At 61.5% G+C, this 26,235-nt stretch carries 25 protein-coding genes; 21 read left to right on the forward strand and 4 right to left on the reverse strand.

Going from position 1 to position 26,235, the window contains the following annotated elements; all coding sequences use genetic code 11:
* Window positions 1-23: 23 nt before the first annotated feature.
* From BLJAPNOD_RS23790 to BLJAPNOD_RS23815, 6 genes are all read left to right on the forward strand, one after another.
* Window positions 24-827: an arginine deiminase family protein gene (locus BLJAPNOD_RS23790; RefSeq protein ID WP_077501834.1), complete on the forward strand. Its 804-nt coding sequence runs from the start codon at window positions 24-26 to the stop codon at window positions 825-827.
* Between the two features lie 29 nt (window positions 828-856).
* Complete coding sequence (locus BLJAPNOD_RS23795; protein ID WP_115421688.1) at window positions 857-1,657, forward strand: transporter substrate-binding domain-containing protein; 801 nt, start codon at window positions 857-859, stop codon at window positions 1,655-1,657.
* A gap of 121 nt (window positions 1,658-1,778) precedes the next feature.
* Window positions 1,779-2,492: an ABC transporter permease subunit gene (locus BLJAPNOD_RS23800; protein ID WP_077501832.1), complete on the forward strand. Its 714-nt coding sequence runs from the start codon at window positions 1,779-1,781 to the stop codon at window positions 2,490-2,492.
* On the forward strand, window positions 2,492-3,193 hold the full coding sequence (locus BLJAPNOD_RS23805) for an ABC transporter permease subunit (protein ID WP_077501831.1): 702 nt from the start codon (window positions 2,492-2,494) through the stop codon (window positions 3,191-3,193). The genes BLJAPNOD_RS23800 and BLJAPNOD_RS23805 overlap by 1 nt, the downstream gene beginning before the upstream one ends.
* 37 nt (window positions 3,194-3,230) lie before the next feature.
* On the forward strand, window positions 3,231-3,995 hold the full coding sequence (locus BLJAPNOD_RS23810; RefSeq protein ID WP_077501830.1) for an ATP-binding cassette domain-containing protein: 765 nt from the start codon (window positions 3,231-3,233) through the stop codon (window positions 3,993-3,995).
* A 10-nt stretch (window positions 3,996-4,005) separates the two neighbouring features.
* Window positions 4,006-5,157, forward strand: a complete 1,152-nt coding sequence (locus BLJAPNOD_RS23815) for a M20 aminoacylase family protein (protein WP_077501829.1) — start codon at window positions 4,006-4,008, stop codon at window positions 5,155-5,157.
* 30 nt (window positions 5,158-5,187) lie between these two features.
* Here BLJAPNOD_RS23815 and BLJAPNOD_RS23820 read toward each other — a convergent pair whose 3' ends face one another.
* Complete coding sequence (locus BLJAPNOD_RS23820) at window positions 5,188-6,564, reverse strand: FAD-containing oxidoreductase (RefSeq protein WP_077501827.1); 1,377 nt, start codon at window positions 6,562-6,564, stop codon at window positions 5,188-5,190.
* The gene (locus tag BLJAPNOD_RS23825) at window positions 6,561-7,028 is read right to left on the reverse strand and encodes a DUF4126 domain-containing protein (protein WP_115421689.1); all 468 of its coding nucleotides are present in this window, start codon (window positions 7,026-7,028) and stop codon (window positions 6,561-6,563) included. The genes BLJAPNOD_RS23820 and BLJAPNOD_RS23825 overlap by 4 nt, the downstream gene beginning before the upstream one ends.
* A 334-nt stretch (window positions 7,029-7,362) precedes the next feature.
* Here BLJAPNOD_RS23825 and BLJAPNOD_RS23830 point away from each other — a divergent pair, with 334 nt between their 5' ends.
* The 9 genes from BLJAPNOD_RS23830 (at window position 7,363) to ugpC (ending at window position 17,139) form a co-directional block, all read left to right on the forward strand.
* Complete coding sequence (locus tag BLJAPNOD_RS23830) at window positions 7,363-8,274, forward strand: ABC transporter substrate-binding protein (protein ID WP_115421690.1); 912 nt, start codon at window positions 7,363-7,365, stop codon at window positions 8,272-8,274.
* 115 nt (window positions 8,275-8,389) lie between these two features.
* Window positions 8,390-9,556, forward strand: coding sequence for an ABC transporter permease (locus BLJAPNOD_RS23835; RefSeq protein ID WP_115421691.1), 1,167 nt, complete (start codon window positions 8,390-8,392; stop codon window positions 9,554-9,556).
* On the forward strand, window positions 9,553-10,491 hold the full coding sequence (locus BLJAPNOD_RS23840) for an ABC transporter ATP-binding protein (RefSeq protein WP_077501821.1): 939 nt from the start codon (window positions 9,553-9,555) through the stop codon (window positions 10,489-10,491). Before BLJAPNOD_RS23835 ends, BLJAPNOD_RS23840 begins: the two co-directional genes overlap by 4 nt.
* Window positions 10,491-11,228 carry an ABC transporter permease gene (locus BLJAPNOD_RS23845; protein ID WP_115421692.1) on the forward strand — a complete coding sequence of 246 codons (738 nt, stop codon included), beginning with the start codon at window positions 10,491-10,493 and terminating at the stop codon, window positions 11,226-11,228. The genes BLJAPNOD_RS23840 and BLJAPNOD_RS23845 overlap by 1 nt, the downstream gene beginning before the upstream one ends.
* Window positions 11,229-11,750: 522 nt before the next feature.
* A complete protein-coding gene (locus BLJAPNOD_RS23850; RefSeq protein WP_077501819.1) occupies window positions 11,751-12,908 on the forward strand; it encodes a Gfo/Idh/MocA family oxidoreductase in 1,158 nt (385 codons plus the stop codon).
* Between the two features lie 13 nt (window positions 12,909-12,921).
* Window positions 12,922-13,806, forward strand: coding sequence for a sugar ABC transporter permease (locus BLJAPNOD_RS23855; protein ID WP_077501818.1), 885 nt, complete (start codon window positions 12,922-12,924; stop codon window positions 13,804-13,806).
* Window positions 13,803-14,660 (forward strand): carbohydrate ABC transporter permease, encoded by an 858-nt coding sequence (locus BLJAPNOD_RS23860; protein ID WP_077501817.1) that lies wholly within the window; start codon window positions 13,803-13,805, stop codon window positions 14,658-14,660. Before BLJAPNOD_RS23855 ends, BLJAPNOD_RS23860 begins: the two co-directional genes overlap by 4 nt.
* A 36-nt stretch (window positions 14,661-14,696) precedes the next feature.
* On the forward strand, window positions 14,697-15,914 hold the full coding sequence (locus BLJAPNOD_RS23865) for an extracellular solute-binding protein (RefSeq protein WP_115421693.1): 1,218 nt from the start codon (window positions 14,697-14,699) through the stop codon (window positions 15,912-15,914).
* A 91-nt stretch (window positions 15,915-16,005) separates the two neighbouring features.
* Window positions 16,006-17,139 (forward strand): sn-glycerol-3-phosphate ABC transporter ATP-binding protein UgpC, encoded by a 1,134-nt coding sequence (gene ugpC, locus BLJAPNOD_RS23870; protein ID WP_115421694.1) that lies wholly within the window; start codon window positions 16,006-16,008, stop codon window positions 17,137-17,139.
* A 129-nt stretch (window positions 17,140-17,268) separates the two neighbouring features.
* Here the strand turns inward: ugpC and BLJAPNOD_RS23875 are convergent, their stop codons facing one another.
* Window positions 17,269-18,744, reverse strand: coding sequence for a M81 family metallopeptidase (locus tag BLJAPNOD_RS23875; RefSeq protein WP_077501814.1), 1,476 nt, complete (start codon window positions 18,742-18,744; stop codon window positions 17,269-17,271).
* Between the two features lie 29 nt (window positions 18,745-18,773).
* On the reverse strand, window positions 18,774-19,265 hold the full coding sequence (locus tag BLJAPNOD_RS23880; protein ID WP_077501813.1) for a hypothetical protein: 492 nt from the start codon (window positions 19,263-19,265) through the stop codon (window positions 18,774-18,776).
* Between the two features lie 113 nt (window positions 19,266-19,378).
* Here BLJAPNOD_RS23880 and BLJAPNOD_RS23885 point away from each other — a divergent pair, with 113 nt between their 5' ends.
* The 6 genes from BLJAPNOD_RS23885 (at window position 19,379) to BLJAPNOD_RS23910 (ending at window position 26,156) form a co-directional block, all read left to right on the forward strand.
* Window positions 19,379-19,768 carry a RidA family protein gene (locus BLJAPNOD_RS23885; RefSeq protein WP_077501812.1) on the forward strand — a complete coding sequence of 130 codons (390 nt, stop codon included), beginning with the start codon at window positions 19,379-19,381 and terminating at the stop codon, window positions 19,766-19,768.
* 25 nt (window positions 19,769-19,793) lie between these two features.
* The gene (locus tag BLJAPNOD_RS23890; protein ID WP_077501810.1) at window positions 19,794-20,657 is read left to right on the forward strand and encodes a MurR/RpiR family transcriptional regulator; all 864 of its coding nucleotides are present in this window, start codon (window positions 19,794-19,796) and stop codon (window positions 20,655-20,657) included.
* Window positions 20,658-20,678: 21 nt separating this feature from the next.
* Window positions 20,679-21,455, forward strand: a complete 777-nt coding sequence (locus tag BLJAPNOD_RS23895; RefSeq protein WP_077501808.1) for an SDR family oxidoreductase — start codon at window positions 20,679-20,681, stop codon at window positions 21,453-21,455.
* A gap of 25 nt (window positions 21,456-21,480) precedes the next feature.
* Entirely contained in the window at window positions 21,481-23,400 is a 1,920-nt protein-coding gene (locus BLJAPNOD_RS23900) for a beta-N-acetylhexosaminidase (RefSeq protein ID WP_115421695.1), read from the forward strand.
* 11 nt (window positions 23,401-23,411) lie between these two features.
* The gene (locus BLJAPNOD_RS23905) at window positions 23,412-24,854 is read left to right on the forward strand and encodes a M81 family metallopeptidase (protein ID WP_115421696.1); all 1,443 of its coding nucleotides are present in this window, start codon (window positions 23,412-23,414) and stop codon (window positions 24,852-24,854) included.
* An 87-nt stretch (window positions 24,855-24,941) separates the two neighbouring features.
* Window positions 24,942-26,156: an MFS transporter gene (locus BLJAPNOD_RS23910; RefSeq protein WP_115421697.1), complete on the forward strand. Its 1,215-nt coding sequence runs from the start codon at window positions 24,942-24,944 to the stop codon at window positions 26,154-26,156.
* The last annotated feature ends 79 nt before the right edge of the window (window positions 26,157-26,235 follow it).

The raw sequence follows: 26,235 nt of genomic DNA on the forward strand, positions 1-26,235 counted from the left end.
CATCCAAGCCAAAGGTACTACAAATGTCGCAAGCACGCCCCGTCTACAATTTCAACAACATCATCGTCCGCACGCCCTCGACCACCGTCGTCAACGGCCTGCGTGCCGATGACCGCGGCAATCCGACCTATGAAGGCGTGAAGGCCGAGCACGATACCTACATCGCTGCGATGAAGGATGCGGGCGTCAAGGTCACCGTTCTTCCGGCGCTCGAAGCCTTCCCGGACTCCATCTTCGTCGAAGATCCGGCGCTGGTCTTCACCGAAGGCGCGATCCTATTGCGTCCGGGTGCTGCGACCCGCGTCAAGGAAACCATCGAGATCGAACCGACGCTTCGCGCGATGTTCGAGACCGTTCTTGACCTGCCTGGCAGCGGCCTTGCCGACGGCGGCGACGTGCTGACGACCCGCGAAAGCGTGATGATCGGCCTTTCAGCCCGCACCGACAAGGTCGGCGCCGAAGCGCTGCAGGCCTGCCTCGACAAGCTCGGCCGCAAGAGCGAGATCGTCGCCACCCCGGAAGGCGTGCTGCATTTCAAGACCGATTGCTCGCTGCTCGACGAAGAGACCGTGCTGTCGACCGCTCGTCTCGCCAAGTCGGGCGTATTCGACCGCTTCAAGCAGGTGATCATTCCTGAGGGTGAAGAACCAGCGGCCAATGCGCTGCGCGTCAACGATGTCGTCATGGTCGGCTCGGACTTCCCGCGCACGATCGAGATGCTCGACAAGCTCGGCTACAAGGTCGTGCCGATGAAGACGACTGAAATCGGCAAGATCGACGCGGGCCTGTCCTGCATGTCGCTGCGCTGGTTCAGCAACACGCTCTGATCCAGACATATTTTCGCGGAGGAAACATCATGACAACGTTCAAGAAGGCCCTGTTTGCAGGGATCGCCCTTTCCATGGCGGCAAGCGCTGCTTTCGCCGAGGACACGCTGCGCCTGGGCATGACGCCGGAGCCCTACATGCCGTTTACGCAGGTCAACGCCGGCGGCGAATGGGAAGGCCTCGAAGCGGACCTGTCCCGCGCGCTCTGCGAAAAGATGGCGGTGAAGTGCGACATCAACCAGATGGCGTGGGATGGCCTCATTCCTTCGCTGAAGGAAAACAAGGTCGATTTCATCATCGGTGCCTTCTCGATCACCGATGAGCGCCGCAAGGTCGTCGATTTCTCGACGCCTTACTACACCGAGGGTACGTCCTTCGTTGGCGCCAAGTCCGACACCAGCGAGATCAAGACGGTTGACGCTGCTGACGGTGGTGGCCAGATCATCGATCCGGCCAGCGTCGAGGGCAAGATCATCGGCGTCCAGACGTCGAGCGTGCAGTCGGCCTATGTCGCCAAGTACCTGCCGGGCGCAGAAGCAAAGAGCTACGACACCGCCGACAACTCGGTTGCCGATCTCGTCGCCGGCCGCGTCGACTACGTGCTGATCCCGGATCTCTACATCCAGACGTTCCTGAAGTCGCCAGATGGCGCCGACTACGAAGTCAAGGTCGAGGTTCCGAAGAACGCCGTTCTCGGCGAGGGCGTTGCCTATGCCGTGCGCAAGGGCGATGCCGCGACGCTCGAGAAGGTCAATGCCGGTCTCGCCGCCCTCGAAAAGGACGGCCAGGTCAAGACGCTCGTCGACAAGTGGATCTTCGGCAAGAAGTAAGTCAGACATTTTCGAGGGCGTCGGGCCGAGCCCTTCGCCCTCGATTGCCGAACGGACCGCAGTGTCCGGGCATCATCGCAGCCCTTGGCTGACGACACCAATCGGGAACAGGTAGCGACGGATGGAGTATTACTGGCAATTGCTTGCCTGGGGCGGCGAGGGCTGGGGCGACGATTTCGCCTGGGGCCTGGTGATGACGCTGCAGGTCTCGGTGGTCGCTTATGCGGTCGCGGTCGTCTTCGGTCTGTTGGGCGCTGCCGGCAAGCTGTCGAAGCACCGTCTTCCCCGCCTTCTAGCCGATATCTACACCACGGTCGTGCGTTCGCTTCCCGAACTCCTGGTCATCCTGCTTCTTTATTTCTCGGTCGCAAGTGGCGCCGAGCGCCTGTTGAAGCATTTCGGCCTCGTCGCCGAGACCTTCCAGTTCAGCTCCTTCTGGGCGGCCATCATCGCGCTTGCCTTCGTCTCCGGCGCCTTCATGACGGAAGTGCTGCGTTCGGCCTTTCTTGCTGTCCCTCCGGGGCAGATCGAGGCCGCGGTTTCGATCGGAATGCGGCCGCGCAAAGTCTTCACCCGTATTGTGCTTCCGCAGATGATGCGCCACGCCGTGCCTGGCATGGGCAATCTCTGGCTTTCGATCACCAAGGAAAGCGCGATCATCAGCGTGCTCGGCTCGTTCAGCGAGTTGCTTTACACGGGCTACCGCGCTGCCGCCGGCACCAAGCAATACATCTTCTTCTACGGGCTGACGGCCGTCCTGTTCCTGCTGATCACGCTCGTCTCGGCCTTGGTGATCGCCCAGATCGAACGCCGCCTGAACCGGGGGCACCATTGATGGAAACGATCTCCAACGTCATCGGCTTCCTGCCGGCCCTCATCAAGGCGACGCCGCTCACGCTGCTTTTGACGGTCGTTGCCGGCATCTTCGGCCTGGTCATCGGCACGCTTGTCGCGCTTGCGAGGCTTTCGACCCGCCGCCTCCTGTCGATGCCGGCCTATGTCTTCACCTTCGCGTTTCGCGGCACGCCGCTGCTGGTGCAGATCTACCTCGTCTATTATGGTCTCGGGCAGGTCTTGCCGGGAACCTGGGTTCGCCACAGCTTCCTGTGGCCGTATCTTCGCGACGGCCTGTGGTACGCGATCTTTGCGCTCAGCCTCAATCAGGCGGCCTACAATGCCGAAGTCATCCGCGGCGCGATCAAGGCGATCCCGCGCGGGCAGATCGAGGCGGCGAAATCAATCGGCATGCGCTCCTCGCTGATCCTTCGGCGCATCACCCTGCCGCAGGCGCTGCGGTCCTGCCTGCCTGTTCTGACGGGCGATCTGATCATCCTGTTGAAGACGACATCGCTCGCTTCGACGATCACCATTCTTGAGCTGATGGGTACTGCGCGCATGCTGCAGCGCCAGTCGCTGTTGATCTTCGAACCGTTGATCGCCGCCGGCATCATCTATTTCACCGTCGTCTTCATTCTGACGCGGGTCATGAACGTCGTCGAAAAGCGGCTGACCCGCTACCGCACGGCGAAGGCATAAAGACAAGGCGCGCAATCGCGCCACAGGAGGAACGACGATGGTCGCAACCGCACTGTCTGTGAACAACATCCATAAGAGCTTCGGCTCGGTTGAGGTGCTGAAGGGCGTTTCGTTCGAAGCGAAATCCGGAGACGTCATTTCGCTGATCGGCAGCAGCGGCTCAGGCAAGAGCACGCTTCTGCGCTGCATCAACTATCTCGAAACGCCGGATGAGGGCGAAATCACGGTCTCGGGTGAAGTCATCCGGACGGTGAAGGGCAAGGACGGCAAGCTCGTTGCCGCCGACAAGCGTCAGCTCGAACATATCCGCACCCGCCTCGGCATGGTGTTCCAGAGCTTCAACCTCTGGTCCCACAAGACCATCCTCGAAAACATCATCGAAGGACCGATGCATGTGCTCGGCATGACCCGCAAGGACGCGGTGGGCGAGGCCGAGGTGCTGATGGAGAAGGTCGGGATCACGCCGAAGCGCGATCACTATCCCAACCAGCTCTCGGGCGGCCAGCAGCAGCGCGCGGCGATCGCGCGCGCCTTGGCGATGAAGCCCGAGGTCATGCTCTTCGACGAGCCGACCTCTGCGCTCGACCCGGAACTTGTCAACGAGGTGCTGCTGGTGATCAAGAAGCTGGCGGAGGAGGGGCGCACCATGGTGATGGTGACGCACGAAATGTCGCTGGCGCGCGACATCTCCAGCGAGGTCATCTTCCTTCACAAGGGGCTCGTCGAGGAACGCGGCGCCCCGTCGCAGGTCATGCGTGACCCGAAATCGGCGCGCCTGCGCCAGTTCCTGCAGATGGCCTGAGGAGAGACCCATGCGTGACGCAACCCTGTCGGAGTTCCTGCCCGAACTCGTCAACATCCGCCACGAACTGCACCAGATGCCGGAAATCGGCCTCTCAGAGGTCAAGACCTCCGAATTCGTCGCCGGCCTGCTGCAGTCCTGGGGCTTCGAGGTGACGCGCGGATTGGCGACGACGGGCATCGTCGCGACGCTCAAGCGCGGCAACAGCAACCGTTCGATCGGCTTTCGCGCCGACATGGACGCGTTGCCGATGCAGGAAGAAACCGGGCTCGCCTATGAGAGTAAACATCCGGGCGCCATGCATGCCTGTGGCCATGACGGTCATACGAGCATGCTGCTCGGTGCGGCCTGGGCACTGTCGCAGGATGCAAGCTTCAACGGCACAGTGCATCTGATCTTCCAGCCCGCCGAGGAAAATTTCGGCGGCGGCAAGCTGATGATCGATGACGGTCTGTTCGAGCGCTTTCCCTGCGAGCGCGTCTTTGCGCTTCACAACTGGCCGGGCCTGCCGGCCGGCACTTTCTCGACCCGTGCGGGCGCCATGGCCGCGTCGATCGACGTGCTGACGCTGACGATCAAGGGCAAGGGTGGCCATGGGGCGCAGCCGGAACTTACGGTCGACCCCGTCGTCGTCGGCTCAAGCATCGTCATGGCACTGCAGACGCTTGTGTCGCGCAACGTCTCGCCGCATCAGCCTTCTGTCGTGACGGTGGGCTCGTTCCAATCCGGCTCGGCCTCGAACATCATTCCCGATACCGCCGTGCTGGAGATCAGCATGCGGGCGATGGATCCGGTCGTGCGAAAGCAGTTGCAGGAGCGCGTCGAGCAGATCGCCCGTTTCCAGGCGCAGAGCTTTAATGCCGATGTCACCTTCGGTTGGCAGGTCGGCTATCCGGCGACCATCAACAATGCGGATGCCGTCGACCACGCCCGTACCGTGATCAACGAAAAGTTCGGCGAGGGTTCATTCGTCGAACTCGCAGAACCGCTGATGGGCAGCGAGGACTTCTCCTTCCTGTTGGAAAAGGTCCCGGGCGCCTATGTGCTGATCGGCAACGGCGACAGTAGCGGGCTGCACACAACGCGTTACGACTTCAACGACGACATCCTCGAGCGCGGTGCGATGTATTTCTACCATCTCGCACGCTCTGCACTGGTCTGAACGAACACCTGACGGTCGGTTTCCCGTCCGTCAGGTTACCGGCTTAAGATCGCCGAAGACCGTCGGGATGAGTTCCGAAACGGTCGGGTGGATGTGCACGGCATGGGTGATCGTGGTGTAGGGCTTTTTCGCGTACATGACGTCGAGAATGCTCTGCACCGCTTCGTCGCCGCCGGCGCCCAGGATCGACGCGCCGAGGATCTCCTTGCTGTCGGCGTCGACGACCACCTTCATGAACCCCTCGGTCTCGCCTTTTTCAACCGCACGACCGACACGCGTCATCGGCCGCCTGCCGACGGCAATCTTGCGGCCGGTCTTAAGCGCCTCGGTCTCGCTCATGCCGGCGCGCCCGAGCGGCGGATCGATGTAGAGCGCATAGGTGGAGATGCGGTCGCTGACCCGCCGCGGCTCGTCGTCGAGCAGGTTGGCAGCAACGATCTCGAAGTCGTTATAGGCGGTGTGGGTGAAGGCGCCACGGCCGTTGCAATCGCCCATGGCGAAGATGTGCGGCACGTTGGTGCGCAAGGCGTCATCCACCTCGATATAACCGCGTGCGTCCGTCTTCACCCCCGCCCTGTCGAGGCCGAGATCGTCGGTGTTTGGCCGCCGTCCGGTCGCGAGCAGCAGATGCGAGCCGGTGATCTCGGGCGCGCCTGAGGTGCAATCGACGCCAGCGGCGACATCGTCGCCCTGTGTCGCAAAGCGGATGCATTCGGCATTGAGACGAAACTGGATGCCCTCCTTCTCCAGAATTGCAAGTACGGCATCGGAAACGTCAGGGTCTTCACGCGCAATCAGTCTCGGGCCTTTCTCGATCACCGTCACCTCGGAGCCGAAGCGGCGGAACATCTGCGCAAACTCAAGGCCTATATAGCTGCCGCCAACAATGATCAGGTGGTTTGGAAGAACCTCCAGATCCATCATCGACACATTGGTGAGAAAAGGCACGTCGTCGACGCCCGGAAAATCCGGTGTCGCGGCCCGACCGCCGGTGTTGATGAAGATCTGGTCGGCGCTGAGGCTTTCCTCACCGACCCGGATGGTGTGCGGGTCCTCGAATTGGGCATGGCCTTCGAAGACGGAGCAGTTTTCCATTCCCTTGAGCCAATTTTCGACGCCCGTGCGGGCATCGGTCCTAACCTTGTCCTTGCGCGCCATCACGCGCTCGAAATCCACGGAAACAGGGCCCGTTGCCACGCCGAAGTCGGCGCCGCGGCGCGCCATGTGCACTGCGTAGGCGCTGGCGACCATCGCCTTGGTCGGCATGCAGCCGGTGTTGACGCAGGTGCCGCCGAAAAGCTTGCGCTCGATGAGCGCCACGGACCTGCCGGCGGCAGTCAGACGACCGGCAAGGGATGGTCCCGCCTGGCCGGCGCCGATGATGATGGCGTCGAAATGTTTTGTCATAACACCGAGGACACCACCCAAAGTGCGAGCAGCACCGCAACGACATCTTCAAGCAGAGCGATCGGCAGGTCCTTGCCGCCTGTGGCAGCAACCAGCCGCTTGCGGGCCTCATAGCCGCCAAGCGTGCCGATCACCGCGCCGATGATGCCGGCAATCAAGCCGCCGATCAGCGAACCGCCGGCTGTGCCGAGAACCGCGCCGCAGAAACCGCCGCTGACGATGCGCGCGCCGAATTGCTGTGGAACCTTGCGGCTCGGTGTGCTCGGAAGCTGGTCGGTGACGAACTCGACCAAAGCGAGAAGCCCGAAGATATAGGGTGTGAAACGGAAGCCCAAGAAGGCAGCCCAGGTCGCGGAAACCGGCAGCCAACCGGCCGCAGCCGCAATGCTGACGGCCGCAGGCGCCGTCATGGCGCGAAGGCCGGCGACCACGCCGATAAGAAGCGCGAGAAAATAGATCGACATTGATTCCCCGAACGTTCGCCGGGCGAATCCTTGCCGCCAGCCCCCAGGCGGTTCGGATCGAGCGGCATCGCAACCAAGAGTGAAAGCGCAGTATCTGGCGGGCCAGGATCAAAGTGACCGACAACGCTGGAGATTGCAACGGTCAATCGGATGCAGCGTCATGCGGTAGTCTATACTTTCAATAGCATTACTGAATGTTGGGATTTTTCGCCCGCCTCGAGTGCGACGCACAGCCCTATTTTTCGTCGGAGACTGACATATATGGAATGGCTTGCCCGGACGGCGGGATTATTCCGTGATCAAACTGCCGGACTGAATTTCGAGGGAGAATTCCATGCGCCTGACCAGACTGCTTATCGGCACAGCCTTTGCCTTCACGCTCACGGCCGCAGCCGTCAGCGCCGACGTCGTCGTCTCCTCCAAGATCGACACGGAAGGCGGCGTTCTCGGCAACATCATTCTTGCTGTATTGAATGCCAACAACATCAAGACGGTAGACCGGGTGCAGCTCGGCGCAACCCCTGTCGTGCGTAAGGCGATCACCGCGGGCGAGATCGACATCTATCCGGAATATACCGGCAATGCGGCGTTCTTCTTCGAAAAGGCAGACGACCCGGCCTGGAAGGATGCCGCCAAGGCCTATGAGAATGCCAAGAAGCTCGACTACGACGCCAACAAGATCGTCTGGCTGACGCCGTCGCCCGCCAACAACACCTGGGCGATCGGCCTGCGCAAGGACGTGGCCGAGGCCAACAAGCTGAAGACGCTGTCCGATTTCGGCAAATATGTTGCTGGCGGCGGAAGCGTCGTGCTTGCCGCGTCGTCCGAATTCGTCAACTCTGCGGCGGCTCTTCCCGCATTCCAGACGACCTACGCCTTCACGCTGAAGCCGGAACAACTCATCACCCTCTCAGGTGGTGATACGGCCGCGACAATTGCTGCGGCGGCCAATCAGACCAACGGCGCCAATGCTGCGATGGTTTACGGCACGGACGGCGGCATCGCGCCTTCCGGCCTCGTGGTGCTGGAAGACGACAAGTCGGTGCAGCCCGTCTACCAGCCGGCACCGATCATCCGCGAGGCGGTGCTGAAGGAGAACCCGGCGATCGAGACCCTGCTGAAGCCGGTTTTCGAGAAGCTCGACCTGGTGACGCTGCAGGAACTGAACGGCCGCGTACAGGTCGGTGGCGAACCGGCCAAGGCGGTTGCGGAAGACTTCCTCAAGAAGAACGGCTTCCTGAAATAGGTTGACGCAAAAGCACGACGCTGGTCGGATAAGCTCATCCGGCCAGCGTTTTCTTTTCTGGATGTAAAACAATGAATGTCGGTCGAGCGGAAGCCGGGCGAGATGAAGGGACCTGATGCAGTTCCGCGTGGACAAGCTTGGCGTGATGATTGCCGCACTTGCCGCCTATGGCGCGTTCCTGGCGCCTTTCGCGACCTTTCGCGCCAATCGCATTGTCGCCGGCGAGGCGAGATCGATAAGCGAAGCACTGCCTTCGGCATGGACTGTCGTTGTTCTCCTCCTTGTGGTGGCGGCCGTGATTGTCGCGGTTCTGAAAACGCCAAGCCGGCTGCGCCTTGGCACCGCCTTTGCGACGATCGCCGCGTTGGCGCTCGGCATCGGTGCCGCCGCGGGCCATCTGACGCCACCTGAAAACACCTATGCGCGCGTTTCGCCGGCCTCCGGGTTCTGGATCCTGTTGTTCGCGCTCGGTTTGCTGGCCGCCGACGCCCTGACCCGGTTGCGGCCGTCGCCGCTGGTGCGCGTGCTCTTTCTTTCCGCGGTCCTCGGCTTCATTGCCGCTGTTCTGACGTCCGGCACGTGGGACGGTCTGTCCCTTCTCAAGGAGTATGCCAGCCGCGCAGATACCTTCTGGGCGGAGGCCGGCAAGCATGTGACGCTCGCTCTGGGGGCGCTTGCCGCCGCGACGATCGTCGGAATTCCGCTTGGCGTTCTCTGCCATCGCGTCACGCGGCTGCGCGACGGCCTGCTCGGTGTCCTGAATGCGATCCAGACAATCCCGTCGATAGCACTTTTCGGCATTCTGATTGCACCGCTCGGCTGGATCGCGATCCATGTTCCGGGCGCTGCCGCCATCGGCATCCGCGGCATCGGCACGGCGCCGGCTTTCGTAGCCCTCTTCCTCTATTCGCTTCTGCCTGTCGTCGCCAATACCGTGGTCGGACTTGCCGGCGTGCCGAGAGAAGCCAATGACGCGGCGCGCGGCATCGGCATGACGGACTTTCAGCGCCTTGTCGGTATCGAATTTCCGCTGGCCTTCCCGGTCATTCTCACCGGCATTCGCATCGTTCTCGTTCAAAACATCGGGCTTGCGACGATCGCGGCGCTGATCGGCGGTGGCGGTTTTGGTGTCTTCGTCTTTCAAGGGGTCGGACAGACCGCGATAGACCTGGTTTTGCTCGGCGCCGTTCCGACCGTCCTTCTGGCATTCACCGCCGCAATCGTGCTCGATGCAATGATCGAGATGGCCACACCCAACCGCAGTCAGGTGCAAAGCGCATGATCGAGATCGAAGGTATTACCAAGCGCTATGGCGAAACCACCGTCGTCAGGGATGTCAGCCTGACGATCGCACCGCGCACGGTCACTGTCATCGTCGGCACCTCAGGCTCCGGCAAGACGACGTTGCTCAGAATGATCAATCGTCTGGTCGAGCCGACATCGGGCACAATCAAGCTCGACGGCGAAGATAACCGCTCGCTTCCGGACTACGAACTGCGCCGGCGGATCGGTTATGCGATCCAGGGGCATGGGCTGTTTCCGCACCGTACCGTCGCGCAAAACATCGCCACCGTGCCGACACTGCTCGGTTGGGATCGCGCCCGCATCGAGGTCAAGGTCACCGAACTGCTGACGCTCTTTCAACTCGATCCGGTGGCGTTCGGTCCGCGCTATCCGCACGAACTGTCCGGCGGCCAGCAGCAGCGTGTCGGCGTTGCCCGCGCGCTGGCGGCTGAACCGAAGGTGCTGTTGATGGACGAGCCCTTCGGCGCGCTCGATCCGATCATTCGCGCCAAGGCGCAGGAAGACCTGCTGGCAATCCAGAAGCATTTCGAAACGACGATCGTCCTCGTGACGCATGACATGGACGAAGCCTTCCATCTCGCCGACCGGATCGCCGTCATGGACAAGGGCGAAGTGGTGCAATACGCCACACCGGCCGAGATGCTCGTCAAACCGGCGACCGCCTTCGTTGAAAGCCTGATCGGCGCCGGCGAGCGACCGTTCCGGCTGCTGGCGATCGAAACCGTCGCCGATGCCGTAGAGCCGGGTGCGGCAGAAGGCGAGGCGATTGGGAGCGCGGCCACCCAGCGCGAGGCCTTGTCGACGTTGCTCTGGTCCGGCCGAAAGGCACTTCCGGTCGTCGGGCCCGATGGTGCTGTCATCGGTAAGGTCAGCCTTGATGGCCTGGTGCAGCGTGCCGCGGGGCCAACGTGATGCTGCGCCTTCCAACTCTGTTTCGGCTGGTTGCTTTTGCCGTTCTCATCGCCTTTCTGGTCCAGCCGCAATGGTTCGAACCGCTGTTGCGGCCGCTGGTTCAGGAAAATGCACCGGCAATCTATAACCAGGGCAGCCTGCTGCATTTGACGCTGCTGCATCTGCGCACGGTCGCGATAGCAACGGCTGGCGCAATCGTGGTCGCGTTGGCCCTGGCGATCCTGGTCACGCGGTCGTCGGGGGCAGAATTCCTGCCGCTTTCGCGCAGTCTGGTGAATATCGGCCAGACCTTTCCACCGGTCGCCGTACTGGCGCTCGCTGTGCCGATCTTCGGCTTCGGTGAAAAGCCGACGCTGATTGCGCTCTTCCTCTACGGTCTGCTGCCGATCTTCGAGAACGCACTGACCGGGCTGACGACCTTGCCGCCATCGATCATGGAGGCGGCGCGGGGCACCGGCATGACCGGGCGGCAACGGTTGATGAAGATCGAACTGCCCTTGGCAATGCCGGTGATCCTCGCCGGCATCCGGCTCTCCGTGGTGATCAGCCTGGCGACAGCGACGATCGGCTCGACGGTTGCGGCAAGAACGCTCGGCGAAGTGATCATCGCTGGCCTCCAGTCGAACAACCTTGCCTTCGTCGTCCAGGGTGGCCTCATCGTAGCGGTGCTCGCCGTCCTGATCCACGATGCCCTGCAGGCAGCCGAACGAAGCATCGGTTCGCGAATGGGACGCTAGGACCGCGCCACCCACCGCCTGCCATGCCATTTGGGTCACCGGCTGCACGCTGCGTCAGAACACAGTACTGCGTGCTAGAATGGCGCGTGCTCTACCGAGGCGTCAAAAAGAGGTTTTTGCCACTCGCAGTGCGCCGGCCGTTGCGTTCCTGATCGCACCAAATGCGCAGATCGCGCGGAAGGGAAGGGTCGGTGACCATCCCAAGATACCGCCACCATTATCTGGCCGGGCATCGCCACGGCTGCAGCACTGGCGCAACCGCTTGCTCGCAAAAGCCTGAACCGATCAAAAATCACCCACGCAACGTATAGTGGTCTGGACCGCTTTCCTCCTGTCGGAGAGTTGCGGAGGTCGCACCCTCTTTGGTTGTCCGGGAAATGCCTGCCGCAGCGGCATTCGCCGCGTTCCATGAAAATGAATTTCACAATTTTACAAAATACGCGGATTTGGGTTGACGACCTCAAAAATCTGTCCCAGTCTGCGAAAATAAATTACGCCATAAGGCAAGGGAACAGTGCGAGCATGAAAGTCGGGATAATCGGACTCGGATTCCGTCTGGGATATCTGGGCTACGTTTTCAAAGCCATGGATGAGAATTTCGAGATCGCCGGATACGTCGATCCGGCGCCGGCCGGGCTGCCGGGTCTGGTCGAAAAAGGCATCTCCGCCGGCAAGGCCTATGCGACGCCCGAGGAGCTGATCGCCAGCGAAAAGCTCGACCTCTTGATGATCGGGTCACCGAACCACATGCATCTCGATCATATCCGGATCGGGCTTGAGGCCGGCCTCAAGGTCTTCAGCGAAAAGCCGATCGTGACGACCGTTCAGGAAAGCCTGGAGCTTGCGCGGCTGATGGCGAAATTCGGCCACGAGCGCCTGATGGTCGGCCTGGTGTTGCGCTACGCGCCGATGTACCGCGACCTGCGCGCAGCGCTTGCCGAAGGGAAGCTTGGCCAGGTCGTTTCGATCGAGGCATCCGAGCACATCGAGCCCTATCATGGCGCCTTCTTCATGCGCGACTGGCGCCGCTACGAGCGCTACTCCGGCAGTTTCATGCTCGAGAAATGCTGCCACGACCTCGATCTCTACAACGGTGTCATCGGCGCCCGTCCGGAACGGGTGGCGAGCTTCGGTGGGCGCAAGAGTTTCATTCCCGCAAACGATCCCGCACGCGAGGGCATCAACGATCTCGAGCTTTTTCATCGCAAGCCAAGCGGCTGGATGGGATCGGACAAGGTGTTCGACAGCGACGGCGACATCATCGACTACCAGGTCGCCATTGTCGAATACGCCAATGGTGTCGGCATGAACTTCCACACCAACCTCAATGTGCCGGATCAGTTCCGCCGCTTCTGCATCATGGGGTCGCGTGGCATGGCCGAGGGCGATTTCATCCGCGGCTATTTCGATGTGCACGAGATGTTGAGCGGCAAGAAGGTGATCGAAAACAAGTACGCGGCGACCGAGCTGTCGCAGCATTATGGCGCCGACGAACAGATGGCGACCGATATCATCGGCCATGTGCGCGACGGCCGTCCGTTGCCGGTCTCCACGATCGATGCGCTCGAAGCGGGCATCCTGGCATTGTCGATGGACGAGGCTCGGCGCAAGCGGAGCGTGATCGATCTCAGGCCGATCTGGGATCGCTTCGACGAAGCCCTGCATTCACGCGCGGCTTGAGAGGAGAAGCGGGATGAGTGTTCAACGCAGCACGGTCATCTTCGCCTGGATCCTGCTCTTGCCTGCCGTGCTCTATGTCACGGTCATCGTAGCCTATCCGCTTGTCGATACCTTCATCCTGTCGTTCACCGACGCGTCGCTGAAGAAGACGACGAATTGGGTCGGCTGGGCAAATTACGACAAGATCTTCAACAGCACCTTTGCCGAAGTCATCGTTCGCACCTTCGTGTGGACGTTCTTCTCGGTCTCGATCAAGATGATCGTCGGGGTGTTCGGCGCGACGATGCTCAATGCTGCAGTCCCTGGCCGCGCGCTCTTCCGCGTGTTGACGATGCCGCCATGGATCGTGCCGATGGCGATCGGCATCTTCATGTGGGGCTGGATGTACAACGGCCAGTTCGGCATGATTTCGGGCATGTTGCAGAACTGGGGCATCGTCGATGGCCCGGTCGCCTTCCTGGCGCGGGGCTCGACGGCCTTCTGGGCGACGATCATAACCGACGTCTGGATCGGCGTGCCGCTGGTCACCCTCTACATGCTGGCGGCGATGCAGGCGATCCCGCAGGATCTCTATGAGGCCGCGTGGACGGACGGGGCGGGGCGCTTCTACCGCTTCCGGCGCATCACGCTGCCGTTGCTCATTCCGTCGATGATCACCATGTCGATGCTGTCGCTGATCGCCACTTTCAATTCGTTCGACATCATCTGGATCCTGACCCAGGGCGGGCCGAACGGTGAGACGACGACGATGATCATCGACACCTATCGCACGGCCATCGGTTCAAAGAAGTACGGGGAAGGGGCTGCCCGGGCGGTTCTGATCTGCATCTTCCTGTCGATCTTCTGCCTGGCCTATTTCCGTGTCACTAGCCGCCTTGCTCAGGGAGACAGCCGATGACCCAGCCCGCGATGATCAACCGCTACCGGTGGTACGAACTGATTGCGATCTATGCCGGCATCTTTGTCTTCCTGGCGTTCATCCTGTCGCCCTTCGTCGAAGGCTTTCTGGTGTCGCTGAAGCCGCTCGGCCTCCTCTTTTCTTCGCCCTACAAGTTCTGGCCCGAAAACGGGTCATTCGATGCCTACCGGACCATGTGGGTCAGCGTTCCGGGCTTCGCCCGCTACATCTTCAACTCCTTCTTCATCTCCACGATCGTCACGGCTATCGTGCTCGTCCTCGTCGTGCCGTCCGCCTACGCCTTCGCCCGCTTCAAGTTCCGCGGGAGCGGCCCGCTGTTGGCGGCGTTCCTGGCGGTCAACATGTTTTCAGGCGCGGTTCTGCTCATTCCGCTCTTCCGGCTGATGCGCACACTCGGCGTGCTCAACACCTATTTCGCCATGATCGTGCCGGGCGTCGCTTTTCTCATCCCCTCGGCGATCTGGTTGTTGCGCACCTACATGATGCGCATTCCACGCGAACTGGACGAGGCGGCCTTCGTCGATGGCGCCAGCCATTTCTACACGCTGCGCCGCGTCATCCTGCCGATCGCCATGCCGGGCATCACGGTCGTGGCGATCACCACCTTCATCGGGTCCTATGCCCAGCAATTCATCTTCGCGCTGACGTTCAACTCGAAGACCGAATACATGCCGCTTCCCATCGGTCTCTACGCCTATTTCGGCCGGCAGGAAGTGATCTGGAACGAGTTGATGGCCGCGAGCTTTGTCGGCATCGCACCCGCCGTCATCCTCATCTTCCTGATGCAACGCTATCTCGTCGCGGGCCTGACCGCCGGCGCCGTGAAACAATAACCGCAACAACGAGCTTCAAAAGCAAGGGGAACCACCATGAAAAAGCATGCCTCATTGATTGCAGCAACCCTGGCGCTCTTCGCCACGACGGCGCTGCCGTCGCTGGCAGCCGACCAGGAAATCAGCTTCATCGCCTGCGGCGACAAGATGCAGCCGGCGCATGCCGACTTCATCAAGAAGTGGGAAGAAGCAAATCCCGGCTACAAGATCGCATCGGAAGTCGTCGGCTGGGCGCAGTGCCAGGACAAGGTGACGACGCTTGCGGCCGCCGGCACGCCGGTTGCCCTTGCCTATGTCGGTTCGCGCACGCTGAAGGAATTTGCCGACAACGAACTGATCGTGCCGATCACCTTCTCGGACGCCGAGAAGGCCGCCTATTACCCGTACATCATGGACACGGTGACGACGAGCGGCAAGCAATGGGGCATCCCGGTCGCCTTCTCCACCAAGGCGCTCTACTGGAACAAGGAATTGTTCAAGCAGGCTGGCCTCGACCCGGAAAAGCCGCCGACAACCTGGGCTGAAGAGCTGGAATACGCCAAGACGATCAAGGAAAAGACCGGCATTCCGGGCTTCGGCGTCGTCGCGAAGACCTTCGACAACACCATGCACCAGTTCCTGCATTGGGTTTACACCAACGACGGTTCGGTGATCGACGGCGATGGCAAGATCACGCTCGACAGCAAGCAGAACCTGGAAGCCCTGACCGCACTGAAGGATATCGTTCCCTACGCCGAGGAAGGTCCGACCTCCTACGAGCAGAATGAAGTGCGGGCGATCTTCCTCGATGGCAAGCTCGGCATGATCCAGGCCTCGGTCGGCGCCGTCAACCGCCTGAAGGAAACCAAGATCGACTGGGGCGTCGCCGCCCTGCCGCTCGGTCCGAGCGCCAAGGGACCGGGCACGCTCCTGATCACCGACAGCCTTGCCGTCTTCAGCGGAACGGGCGTCGAGGAGAAGGCGATCGAGTTCGCCAAGTTCCTGACCAATCCTGAGAACCAGCCGATCTACGAAGCGCAGGAAGGCTTGACGCCGTTGCGCCCGGGCAAGGCCGTCGACGATATGGTTGCCGCCAACCCCTATTGGAAGCCCTTCATCGACGGCATCTCCAACGGTGGTCCGGAGCCGCTGTTCCTCGACTACAAGGGCCTGCAGAACACGATGATCGAGCTGGTGCAGGCCGTCGTGACCGGCAAGGCAGAACCGGCCGATGCGCTGAAGAAGGCTGCGGCCGACCTCGAGCAGTTCAAGTAAGGCCATCGGGGCCGCGGGCTTTCCAGCTCGCGGCCCTTCCTCAGCGCACGATTTAACTTGCCGCTTCTCGCCGGTGGCCGGAGACAGTTTCTTGGGACAGCTCACTCTCAATACGGTTCAGAAATTCTACGGGACATTCGAGGTGCTCAAAGGCATCGAACTCGAAGTCAAAAACGGTGAGTTCGTCGTTTTCGTCGGGCCTTCCGGTTGCGGCAAGTCGACATTGCTCAGGATGATAGCCGGTCTCGACGAGACCAGCTCGGGGGACATCCTGATTGATGGCAAACGCGTCAACGACCTGCCGCCGGTCAAGCGTGGGATCGCCATGGTGTTTCAATCCTATGCGCTCTACCCGCACATGACCGTCTTCGAGAACATTGCCTTTCCGCTTCGCGTGGAAAAGATGCCGGAAGAGAAGCTGAAGGCCAAGGTGGAGCACGCGGCACGCATCCTCCATCTCGACCAGCGGCTGCAGCAAAAGCCCGGAATGCTGTCTGGCGGCCAGCGCCAACGCGTGGCCATCGGCCGGGCTATCGTGCGCGAACCGAAGATCTTTCTGTTCGATGAGCCGCTTTCCAACCTCGACGCGGCGTTGCGCGCTGACATGCGCATTGAACTGGCGAAGCTGCACCGTCAATTGCGGGCCACGATGATCTACGTCACGCACGACCAGGTCGAAGCGATGACGATGGCGGACCGGATCGTCGTCCTCAATGCCGGTGAAATCGCCCAGACAGGCGCGCCGCTCGAACTCTACCACAAGCCAGCAAACATCTTCGTCGCCGGCTTCATCGGCAATCCGAAGATGAATTTCCTGGCCGTAACCTGTACGGGCGTCAGCGATGCCGGCGTGCAGGTTGACTACAAGGGGCAGCGTGTTGTCGTTCCGGTCAGGCCGCATGCCGGTCTGGTCGGGCGGACATTGACGCTGGGCGTGCGGCCCGAGCACATTCTGCTCGGAGCCGGCGACTTGTCGCTGACTGTCACGCCAACGGTGATCGAGCGTCTCGGCGCCCACACAGTTGCCTACGCCGCGATTGGTGGCGAAGGAGAAAACTACTGCGCGATGCTGCCGGGCACGGTGGCCATCCGCCCCGAAGAACAGGTGCTGACGGGCATTCGTGCCGGCGATTGCCACCTGTTCGATGAGGCGGGTATCGCGCTCGAGCGGCGTGTAGAACTCACGGATATCGACATGGGCTTGCTCGATCCGGCTGCCGCCTGACGACCATTCACCAATGCAATCGGCCGCCGCCCCTGATCGGGACGGCGGCCTTTTCATATGCAATCGAACAAGGCTTGGTCGAAGAGGCCCGTCTGCCGTGCGACCACCGCAGCAGGGCGGCGAGCGGGACTAAGCGGCGCCTTTCTCAAGGCCATGCGGATCGGCAACCTTCGGCCAGATATTCCGGGGCGCGCGCAGATAGGCGGTCTTGGCAGGATTGTTCGGGTAGGGCGTTCCGGCCGAACAATAGAGGATCTGCGCGGCGATCTTTGAGAACGAGGCATAGAAGTGGTTGGTCGATTTGATGACCAGAATGCTTTTTGCTTCTGGGTCGACGCCCATCACCGAGAACAGGCTCGGGTCGAAGCTTTGCGCCCGCGTCGAATTCAGGATGATGTCGATACCGCGATAGGAGATGAGAGCCGCATCGCCGAAAGGCGCGAAACTCTCGCCGAACTGCATCTCCGCATTGCGCACCAGCTTGATGACTTTGACGATGCCATCGACCGGGTTGCCCGTTCCCGGCGCTGACTTGGCGCCAAACCGCAGCGGAATTTCTGCACCTTCGCCGGCGGCCATGCAGATCTGCACGGCCATCGGATCCCAGATCGTTCCGACGGCTGCGTTGGTCGCGCCTTGCGCTAGCAATTCTTCGAGCAGCACGGTCGCGTCTCCGGCGGTTCCTCCGCCTGGATTGTCCCAGACATCGGCAATCACAACCGGGCCTGCGGTGGCAGCCAGCGCCTCGGCGACCGCCTGCTTCTCATCGATCTGCGGCATGATGAAGGTTCCGCGCTTCGAAAAGAGCTCGAGCCCGAGTTCCCGTGCCAGCGTCTCGCCCTTTTCCGGTTTGCCGTTGGTCACGGCAAGCACCTTCGTCCCCATTTCCGGGACATCGCCGGCCATGAAACCATGCACGACCGACAGCGACAGGACGTCCGGATCCTCCGCCTCGATTTGCATCAGTCTGTCGACGAACGAGCGCATAGGCTCACGCGACGTCGGATAGACATCGATCATTCGGCAGTCGAAAACGGACATCACCGGCGTGACGCGGCCTTCAAGCGTATCAATGGCGATCCGCCAGAGATCTTCCGCTCGGTCGACAAAGTCGGTGTGCGGAAACTCCTTGAAGAAGACGAAGAAGTCCGCCGCCGAAACGCGCTTTGCGGTGAGATGGCTGTGCGGGTCCAGTTCGGCACAGACGAGGGCGTCGGGACCGACGATCTTGCGAATGCGGGTCAGAAGATCGCCTTCGGGATCCTCGTAGCCGGCGGCGACCATGGCGCCGTGCAGTCCCATAACAACGGCATCCACCGGCAATGCAGCACGCAATTGGTCGAGAATTTCGTCGCGCAGACCCTCATAGGTCTGGCGGTTGACGAGGCCGGCCGGATCCGCCCAGGTGGCGGTGCCCTCGATCAACGTCCAGCCCCTCTCCGCGGCAATGCGGCGGCCGACCGTGATCGGCGCCGTACAGAGCGTCGGCGTCTCCGGATGTTCGCCCGGTGGTGCATAGAGCGACGCCTCGAAGGCTCGGCGGTCTATGCAGATGGGAGAGAAGGTGTTGGTTTCTGTCGCAAGCGCCGCTGTGAAGATCCGCAATGCCGTTGCCTTTCTCGTGCGTCGCTTGTTTAAGCCGATCCCATCGGGTTCGGCAGGTAGCCGGTGAAGCCGGAAATCTTCCAGCGTCCCTCGTGCAGGCGGCAGGAATAGACGGTCTGCCATTGCATCACGTCGAAGCTACCGTCCGATTTCTTCAGGCCACCATCGAACTTCTTGCGTGCCAGCGCAAAATCACCGTTGATCTCGATGTCCTCGAGCGTCGTTGTGGTGAAGATCGCCGTGCGGGTATCCTCGGCGAAGGAAAGGCCGGCGAAGTCTCTCGCCTGGCGCAGCCACTCGTCGCGATAGGCGACAAGCGACGGAAAGGTGAGGCGCCAATTGTCGGGATTGGTCTCCTTGCGGCCATCAATGCCGATGAAGCCGTCTTCGACAAAATCACCTGCGACCATCGACCAGTCGGCCGAAAGAAAAGCGTCGATATCGCGCGCAACCAGCATCTCCCAGATGGCATGGCGCGCAGTGTCGGAGGAGGGGAACGGATTGAGGAAGGGATCCCGCATGTTTTCGCCCTGTATTGAAATTCTTTTCATGAATGGTGTTTTTCTCTGGCCAAATTCAGCTTTCTATGGTCATTTGTCAACGATCAAAGAAAATAATTTGCACGAAGGCACACATGACCATCAAACGGTATGGCACTGAACAAGTCGGTGCGGGCGGTAAGCCATTACCCTTTGCGCGCGCGGTGGAAGCGGACGGTTGGCTGCACGTTTCCGGCCAGGTCGCGATGGAAAAAGGCGAGATCATCGAGGGCGGTATCATCCCGCAGACGCACAAGGCGATCGCCAATCTTCTGGCCATTCTGGAAGAGGCCGGATACGGTACCGAGCACGTGGTGCGTTGCGGCGTTTGGCTCGACGATCCGCGTGACTTCTGGACTTTCAACAAGATCTATCAGGAGTATTTCGGTGCGCATCCTCCGGCCCGGGCCTGCGTCCAGTCGGCGATGATGGTTGATTGCAAGGTCGAGGTCGACTGCATCGCCTACAAGCCGAAGGAAGGCTGATAGACCCTAAGGACAACAGCAGCCGATGGATATTTTCGCGACACTGCAGGAAGAAAAAGGCCGGCTCTCGCAATCTGAGAACCGGATAGCCGACATTCTTCTGAATGACTTCGAGTTCGCGGTGAATGCGTCGATCATCGAGTTGGCCGGCAAGGCTGATGTTTCTCCCCCCACGGTTACGCGCTTCTGTCGCCGGCTCGGTTGCGACAGCTTTTCAGACTTCAAGGTGCAATTGGCGCGCACCGCCTATATCGGCATGCGTTATTTGAAACCGGAGCCGAAGAGCCGCGAAACCGGTGATGTCGCCCAGGACATCATCACCAAGGCGCAGAACGCGCTGTTCCTCCTGCATCGCTCGCTCGATCTCGCGGCGATCGAGCAGGCTGTCGAGCGCATCGCAACGGCTGAAATGATTTATGCCTTCGGCTCGGGCGGCAATTCCTCGATGATTGCCAGCGAATTGCAGAACCGGCTTTTTCGTTACGGCCTGCGCGTGACCGCCAGCTCGGACCACAGCATGCAGCTGATGATGGCCGCGGCCGCTCGTCCGACCGACCTGCTGATCGGCTCGTCGTTTTCCGGCCGCAATGCCGAGTTGGTGCGCGCCTTTACGCTGGCGCGCGAACTCAAGGTGCCGACGATTGCGCTGACCCAGAGCAACAGCCCGGTCGCGGCTGCGGCGACGATCACGGTTCCTGTCGATTTGCCCGAGGGCAACAACATCTATCGCCCGACCTCCACGCGCATCGCCTATCTGGCGCTGCTCGATATCCTCTCCAGCCTCGTCGCCTACCGCGTTCAGCCGCAGGCGACCGTCACACTTCGGCGCATCAAACAACAGCTGGTGACCCACCGCGACGGTGACGACCGCCAACTGTTGGGAGACTGACGTGCCGCGAAAGGTTCCCACATGACGCAGTCCATAGCCATCGTCACCGGTGCAGCCGGCGATATCGGCCGCGCAATTGCCAAGCGCCTTGGCGAGGATCATGAGGTCGTACTGCTGGCAGACATCGATAGCGGCGCTGCCGAGACGGCTGCGCGTGAGATCGGCGACAGCAAGCGCTTCATCGCGGTCGCGTGTGACGTGACCGATACGACAAGCGTCGACAAATTGGCCGCGACTGCGAGGGAGCAGGGGATCGTGCGCACGCTCGTCAACAATGCCGGCGCCGCGCGTGCCGTCAGCCTGCACGACACGACGCCGGATATCTGGCGCATGGACAATGCGCTGAACCTCGAGGCCGCCTTCCTGTGCTTCCGCGCAGTGGAAGACATGCTGAAGGAAAGCCGCGGCTCGGTGATCAACATCGCTTCCGTCAATGGCATGAACGTCTTTGGCCACCCCGCCTACAGCGTCGCCAAGGCCGGTCTTCTTCACCTGACGCGCCTGATTGCCGTCGAATATGGCAAGTTCGGCATTCGCTCCAATGCCGTTGCGCCGGGTTCGGTCAGAACGCAGGCCTGGGACGCGCGGGCAGCGGCGAATCCGCAGATCTTCGAGGAGGCGCGCCGCTGGTATCCGCTGCAGCGCATTGTCGATCCTGATGATGTCGCCAACGCCGTACACTTCCTCTCGGGTCCGATGGCCGCGGCGATATCGGGCGTATGCCTGCCGGTGGATTGCGGTCTGACGGCCGGCCAAGCGGAGCTCGCGCGAACCTTCTCGCAATCAAGCCACTACTGACTGTAAGACTTCTGGGAGGAAGATCATGGCGCCGGTTTCCTATCGTCTCGAAGCGTCCTGGCAGCCTGATGGTGGCGCATTTGGCCGGTTCACCTTTACGCTCTTCAATTTCTCAGCTGCGCCGCTCACGGGCTTTCGTCTGGTCTATACCTCGCTGACGCGTGTCATCGTGCCGGAGGCCTGTGACAACGCCACGTTCCTGCGGCGCAATGCCAATTTCCACGAATTCGCGCCGCCTGCGGGATTGACGCTTGCTGCCGGCGAAAGCTGGACGTTTACGGTGAGCGGCCTGCATCGCAAGGCAAAGCACTGCACTGATGGCGCAAAGTCGGCCTATCTCACGCTTTCGAGCGGCGAACATGTGCCGGTTGCCGTTTCCGATCTGCTCCTTGAAAATGCGGTCAGTGAACCGCCGCCACCGCGATTGCCGGAGGGAAAACTCGAGCTGCCATTTTCGATGCAGCCGTGGCCGGCGCAAATCGATGCATGGGCGGGTGATGGCTTTCCGGTCGTTCTTTACCCGGCCCTCGGTGCCGCGCCTGACGATATCGCGGCGGTCGGCGACGTGCTGGCACTGTTTCACCGGCTGTTTTCGGAAGGACATGCTCCGTTCAGCCTGGTTGCCTCTAGTCAGGGGCGGGCGATTGTCTTTTCAAAGAATGCCGCACTCGCGCCCGATGCCTACGAGCTCAGCTTTTCGACCAGGGAGATTGGCCTTGCCTATGGCGGTGCAGCCGGCAGGCAATACGCGCTGACGACCTTGGCGCATCTGTTGAACGGTGCACGCACGCATCCGGAAAAATTCCGCTTTCCGGCGCAGGGCACGATTAGCGATGCGCCGCGCTACGGCTGGCGCGGCTGCCATCTCGACGTATCCCGGCAATTCTATCCGATATCGGACGTTTCGCGGCTCATCGATATTCTCGCCTGGTTCAAGCTCAATATCTTCCACTGGCACCTGACGGACGATGAGGCCTGGCGGCTCGAAATCAAGGCGTTTCCGACCTTGACGACGCTCGGCGTTTTGCGTGGTCCTGATGAACCGCTTCTGCCGCAACTCGGCAACGGTGCGGCACCCGTCGGAGGCTTCTACAGCCAGGACGATGTGAAAGCGCTTGTTGCGCAGGCCGCCGCACTTCATGTCGAGATCGTGCCCGAGATCGACATTCCCGGCCACAGCACGGCGACGCTCGTCGCCCTGCCTGATTTGACGGATGGCCAGGAGGCGCCGGACAGCTACCACTCGGTTCAAGGTTATCCGAACAACGCGCTCAATCCCGCAATCGACTTTACCTACGAATTCCTCGAAAAAGTGCTCGACGAAATCGTCGAGCTGTTCCCGAGCCCGTACATTCATATCGGTGGTGACGAGGTTGCCAACGGCGCCTGGCTTGCCTCGCCGCTGGCCAAGAAGCTGATGGAAAAGGAAGGTCTTTCCGGCACCTTCGCCTTGCAGTCCTACTTCCTGAAAAAGGTCAAGCAGATGCTGACGGCCCGCGGCCGCAAGCTTGCCGGGTGGAACGAGGTCGCCCATGGCGGCGGCGTTTCGAGCGAGGGCACGTTGCTGATGGCCTGGGAGCGCCCGGAGGTCGGCATCGAGCTTGCGCGTGAAGGCTACGATGTCGTCATGACGCCCGGACAGGCCTACTATCTCGACATGGCGCAGGCGGATGCCTGGCAGGAGCCAGGCGCGAGCTGGGCCGGGACGGCAACGCCGGCGCATACCTATGCCTACGAGGCCGAAGGCGAATTTCCGGATGAACTGAAGGCGCGCATGAAGGGCGTTCAGGCTTGCATATGGTCTGAGCACTTCCTGTCGCGCGGCTATTTCAACAGTCTGGTCTTCCCCAGGCTTTGTGCCGTCGCCGAAGCCGCCTGGACCCCGAAAGCCGGCAAGGATTGGCGGCGCTTTGCTGCGATCGCGCCCTTGAGCCCAGAACTGTGACAGGAGCTTCCATGCGCATTGCCGTCGGCGGTATCCACACGGAGTGCAGCACCTATTCGCCGGTGCTGATGACGACTGAGGATTTTAGGGTGTTGCGTGGTGCAGAGCTGCTCCAGGCAGATTATTTCGACTTTCTGAACACCGAGGGTATCTCGCATCTGCCGCTGTTGCATGCCCGTGCTGTGCCCGGCGGGCCGGTATCACAACCGGTCTACGACGCTTTCAAGGCTGAGTTCCTCGAACGGCTGCAGCAGGCCTTGCCGATCGACGGGCTCTATCTTGCCATGCATGGTGCGATCAAGGTCGACGGCATGGTCGATGCCGAGGGCGACTGGATCTCTGCCGCGCGCGCCGTCGTCGGACCGGATTGCCCGATTGCAACCAGCTATGACCTGCACGGCAATGTCAGCCAGCGCATCATCGACCAGATCGACATCTTCGCAGGTTACCGCACAGCGCCGCACATTGACACGCGCGAAACGATGATCCGTGCCTGGACGATGCTGATTTCGGCGCTGCGCAGCGGCATCCGGCCGGGTGTCGCGTGGGCGAAGATCCCGGTGCTGCTGCCGGGGGAATGCACCTCGACCGAGGACGAACCGGCCAAGAGCCTCTACCTGCAACTGCCCGATATCGACGCGCGGCCGGGTGTGCTCGATGCAAATCTGATGGTCGGTTACGTCTGGGCGGATGAGCCGCGCGCGACGGCCTGCGCGGTGGTTACTGCAACCGACCGGGCCGCGGCCAAGCAGGCGGCTGCCGACATCGCGGCAGGATACTGGTCCGAACGCCATAATTTCCGCTTCGGTCCGGTGACGGGCCTGCTCGACGCCATGCTCGATATCGCCGAAAGCGCGACCACGACACCTGTCATTCTCGCCGATTCCGGCGACAACCCGACCGGCGGCGGCGTCGGCGACCGCGCCGACGTGCTGAAAGCACTGTTGGCGCGTGGCTGGCGCGGCGCGCTGATCGCCGGGATCGCCGACCGTCCGGCGGTCGATGCCTGTTTTGCCGCCGGCGCCGGGGAAACGCTGATGCTGAAGATCGGCGGCAGCCTTGATCCGACAAGCCCTGTTGCCGAGATGCTCGTCGATGTCGTGCGGCTCGATGATCCCGGTCCGGAAAAGGAGCGCCAGGCGGTCGTTCGCACAGGTGCGATCGATGTGGTGCTTTCGGCCCGCCGCCGGCCCTATCACAATATCGAGGATTTCCGGCGGCTGGGCCTCGACCCGAAAGCTGTACGCCTGCTGGTGGTCAAATCGGGCTATCTCTCGCCAGAGCTTGCGCCGATCGCCAACCCCAACCTGATGGCTTTGACCGATGGTGTCGTCAACCAGGACATCGCCAATCTTGCGAGCCTGCATCGCTCTCGGCCCGCCTTTCCCTTCGACCCGGAGTTCGACTTTGCGCCCGAGGCAATACTCTCGGCGCGCTGGGTGGAATCGGTGTAAGCAGCGCCCTGCAATGCAACCGCCGGTGCAATCCGCCGGCGCCAAGCTCCCCTTCTGAAATCGCCTCCTTCGCGGACGTGCATCATCATGACATCAACGCTTCTCAGCGCCATGCGCAACCCGGCTATGCGGGTCAGCATGCTGGCAATCTTCCTGTTCGGTTTCGCGGGTGCAGCGACCTCGCCCTATCAGTCCGTCGTCGGGATTAACGAGCTCGGCCTCAGCGATGCGCTCTATTCGCTGCTGATCCTCGTCGCCTCGTTAGTGAATGTCATCGTCAGCGTCTCGATCGGCATCCTGGCCGACCGTGTCGGCAACTATCGAGTGCTGATGTCGTCGGCGATCCTGTTCGGCGTCGTCGGCTACGGCATCGTCTATGTGATGCCGTACCAGACGAGCTTCGTCGTCAGCGTCCTGCTGCTGCTGCCGATTTACGGCGCAGTCTATACGCTGCTCTTTGCCAATGTGCGTAGCATCGCACGAAGGATGAGCGGCCATGACGCGGCCTCGCTGACGACGGGCGCGCGAGCCGCCATCTCTCTCGCATGGGTGCTGGTCCCCGGACTGGTCGGCTTTGCGCTCGCCGGCGGAGACAGCATGCTACCCGCCTATCTGCTCGCCTGTCTCGGCTGTGTCGTCAATCTGTTGATCGTCTTCTTTTCACTGCCCAACGAAGGCGGCGCCGATCCGGCGCTGGGCAAGCGGCTTTCCTACTGGACGTCGTTCCGGGAGATCCTGGCGCCGCGCATTTTCCTGCGCGTGATCGCGGTCGCGACCATCACCTCGACGCTGCACGTCAATGCCGCCGTGCTGCCGCTGATCATGACCGACGAGATCGGCGGCAGCGTCACTGATATCGGCATCATCGTCGGCATCGTCGCCTTCCTCGAAGTCGTCTTCATCCTCGTCTGGGCGCGCATCCAGATGGATCTTGCTCCGTTCAAGGCGCTGGCGCTCGGGACCGTCATCTATATTGTCTACATGGTGCTGCTCGGCTTTTCCTCAGCCCCGTGGCACATCTATGCTCTCAGCCTGATCAGCGCCTTCGGCGCGGCCGCATTGATCACCATCCCGATCAGCTATCTTCAGGAATTGATCGCCGACAGGCCGGGGCTCGGGAGCTCACTGCTCGCGGTGAACATCTTCCTGAGCGGCGGACTTTGCGCCGGACTCTTTGCCCTTGGAACCCGCATCAGCAATTATTCGGGTACCGCACTGCTCGGCGGCGTGGGCGGATTTGCCGGGCTGGTGCTGCTGCTGATCCTCGATGGTCGTCGCAAGAACAATAGCGCAGCAGCCTAAAGCTTAGAAATTCCATTCGGCTATAGCCGAAACTTCATGTCCTATATAGCAAAAGGGGCGCCTTGCGGGCGCCCCTTGT

The sequence above is a fragment of the Ensifer sp. M14 genome, from assembly GCF_003355565.1.
GTDB lineage: Bacteria > Pseudomonadota > Alphaproteobacteria > Rhizobiales > Rhizobiaceae > Ensifer.

Excerpts from the sequence above, each read along its gene's own strand:
- BLJAPNOD_RS23880 (WP_077501813.1), bottom strand. The coding sequence starts at position 19,265 with ATGCGGGATCCCTTCCTCAATCCGTTCCCCTCCTCCGACACTGCGCGC.
- BLJAPNOD_RS23805 (WP_077501831.1), top strand. The coding sequence starts at position 2,492 with ATGGAAACGATCTCCAACGTCATCGGCTTCCTGCCGGCCCTCATCAAG.
- BLJAPNOD_RS23800 (WP_077501832.1), top strand. The coding sequence starts at position 1,779 with ATGGAGTATTACTGGCAATTGCTTGCCTGGGGCGGCGAGGGCTGGGGC.
- BLJAPNOD_RS23835 (WP_115421691.1), top strand. The coding sequence starts at position 8,390 with ATGCAGTTCCGCGTGGACAAGCTTGGCGTGATGATTGCCGCACTTGCC.
- BLJAPNOD_RS23885 (WP_077501812.1), top strand. The coding sequence starts at position 19,379 with ATGACCATCAAACGGTATGGCACTGAACAAGTCGGTGCGGGCGGTAAG.
- BLJAPNOD_RS23795 (WP_115421688.1), top strand. The coding sequence starts at position 857 with ATGACAACGTTCAAGAAGGCCCTGTTTGCAGGGATCGCCCTTTCCATG.
- BLJAPNOD_RS23850 (WP_077501819.1), top strand. The coding sequence starts at position 11,751 with ATGAAAGTCGGGATAATCGGACTCGGATTCCGTCTGGGATATCTGGGC.
- BLJAPNOD_RS23890 (WP_077501810.1), top strand. The coding sequence starts at position 19,794 with ATGGATATTTTCGCGACACTGCAGGAAGAAAAAGGCCGGCTCTCGCAA.
- BLJAPNOD_RS23830 (WP_115421690.1), top strand. The coding sequence starts at position 7,363 with ATGCGCCTGACCAGACTGCTTATCGGCACAGCCTTTGCCTTCACGCTC.
- BLJAPNOD_RS23815 (WP_077501829.1), top strand. The coding sequence starts at position 4,006 with ATGCGTGACGCAACCCTGTCGGAGTTCCTGCCCGAACTCGTCAACATC.
- BLJAPNOD_RS23900 (WP_115421695.1), top strand. The coding sequence starts at position 21,481 with ATGGCGCCGGTTTCCTATCGTCTCGAAGCGTCCTGGCAGCCTGATGGT.
- BLJAPNOD_RS23895 (WP_077501808.1), top strand. The coding sequence starts at position 20,679 with ATGACGCAGTCCATAGCCATCGTCACCGGTGCAGCCGGCGATATCGGC.
- BLJAPNOD_RS23820 (WP_077501827.1), bottom strand. The coding sequence starts at position 6,564 with ATGACAAAACATTTCGACGCCATCATCATCGGCGCCGGCCAGGCGGGA.
- BLJAPNOD_RS23810 (WP_077501830.1), top strand. The coding sequence starts at position 3,231 with ATGGTCGCAACCGCACTGTCTGTGAACAACATCCATAAGAGCTTCGGC.
- BLJAPNOD_RS23790 (WP_077501834.1), top strand. The coding sequence starts at position 24 with ATGTCGCAAGCACGCCCCGTCTACAATTTCAACAACATCATCGTCCGC.
- BLJAPNOD_RS23825 (WP_115421689.1), bottom strand. The coding sequence starts at position 7,028 with ATGTCGATCTATTTTCTCGCGCTTCTTATCGGCGTGGTCGCCGGCCTT.
- BLJAPNOD_RS23910 (WP_115421697.1), top strand. The coding sequence starts at position 24,942 with ATGACATCAACGCTTCTCAGCGCCATGCGCAACCCGGCTATGCGGGTC.
- BLJAPNOD_RS23865 (WP_115421693.1), top strand. The coding sequence starts at position 14,697 with ATGAAAAAGCATGCCTCATTGATTGCAGCAACCCTGGCGCTCTTCGCC.
- BLJAPNOD_RS23840 (WP_077501821.1), top strand. The coding sequence starts at position 9,553 with ATGATCGAGATCGAAGGTATTACCAAGCGCTATGGCGAAACCACCGTC.
- BLJAPNOD_RS23845 (WP_115421692.1), top strand. The coding sequence starts at position 10,491 with ATGCTGCGCCTTCCAACTCTGTTTCGGCTGGTTGCTTTTGCCGTTCTC.
- BLJAPNOD_RS23905 (WP_115421696.1), top strand. The coding sequence starts at position 23,412 with ATGCGCATTGCCGTCGGCGGTATCCACACGGAGTGCAGCACCTATTCG.
- BLJAPNOD_RS23855 (WP_077501818.1), top strand. The coding sequence starts at position 12,922 with ATGAGTGTTCAACGCAGCACGGTCATCTTCGCCTGGATCCTGCTCTTG.
- BLJAPNOD_RS23860 (WP_077501817.1), top strand. The coding sequence starts at position 13,803 with ATGACCCAGCCCGCGATGATCAACCGCTACCGGTGGTACGAACTGATT.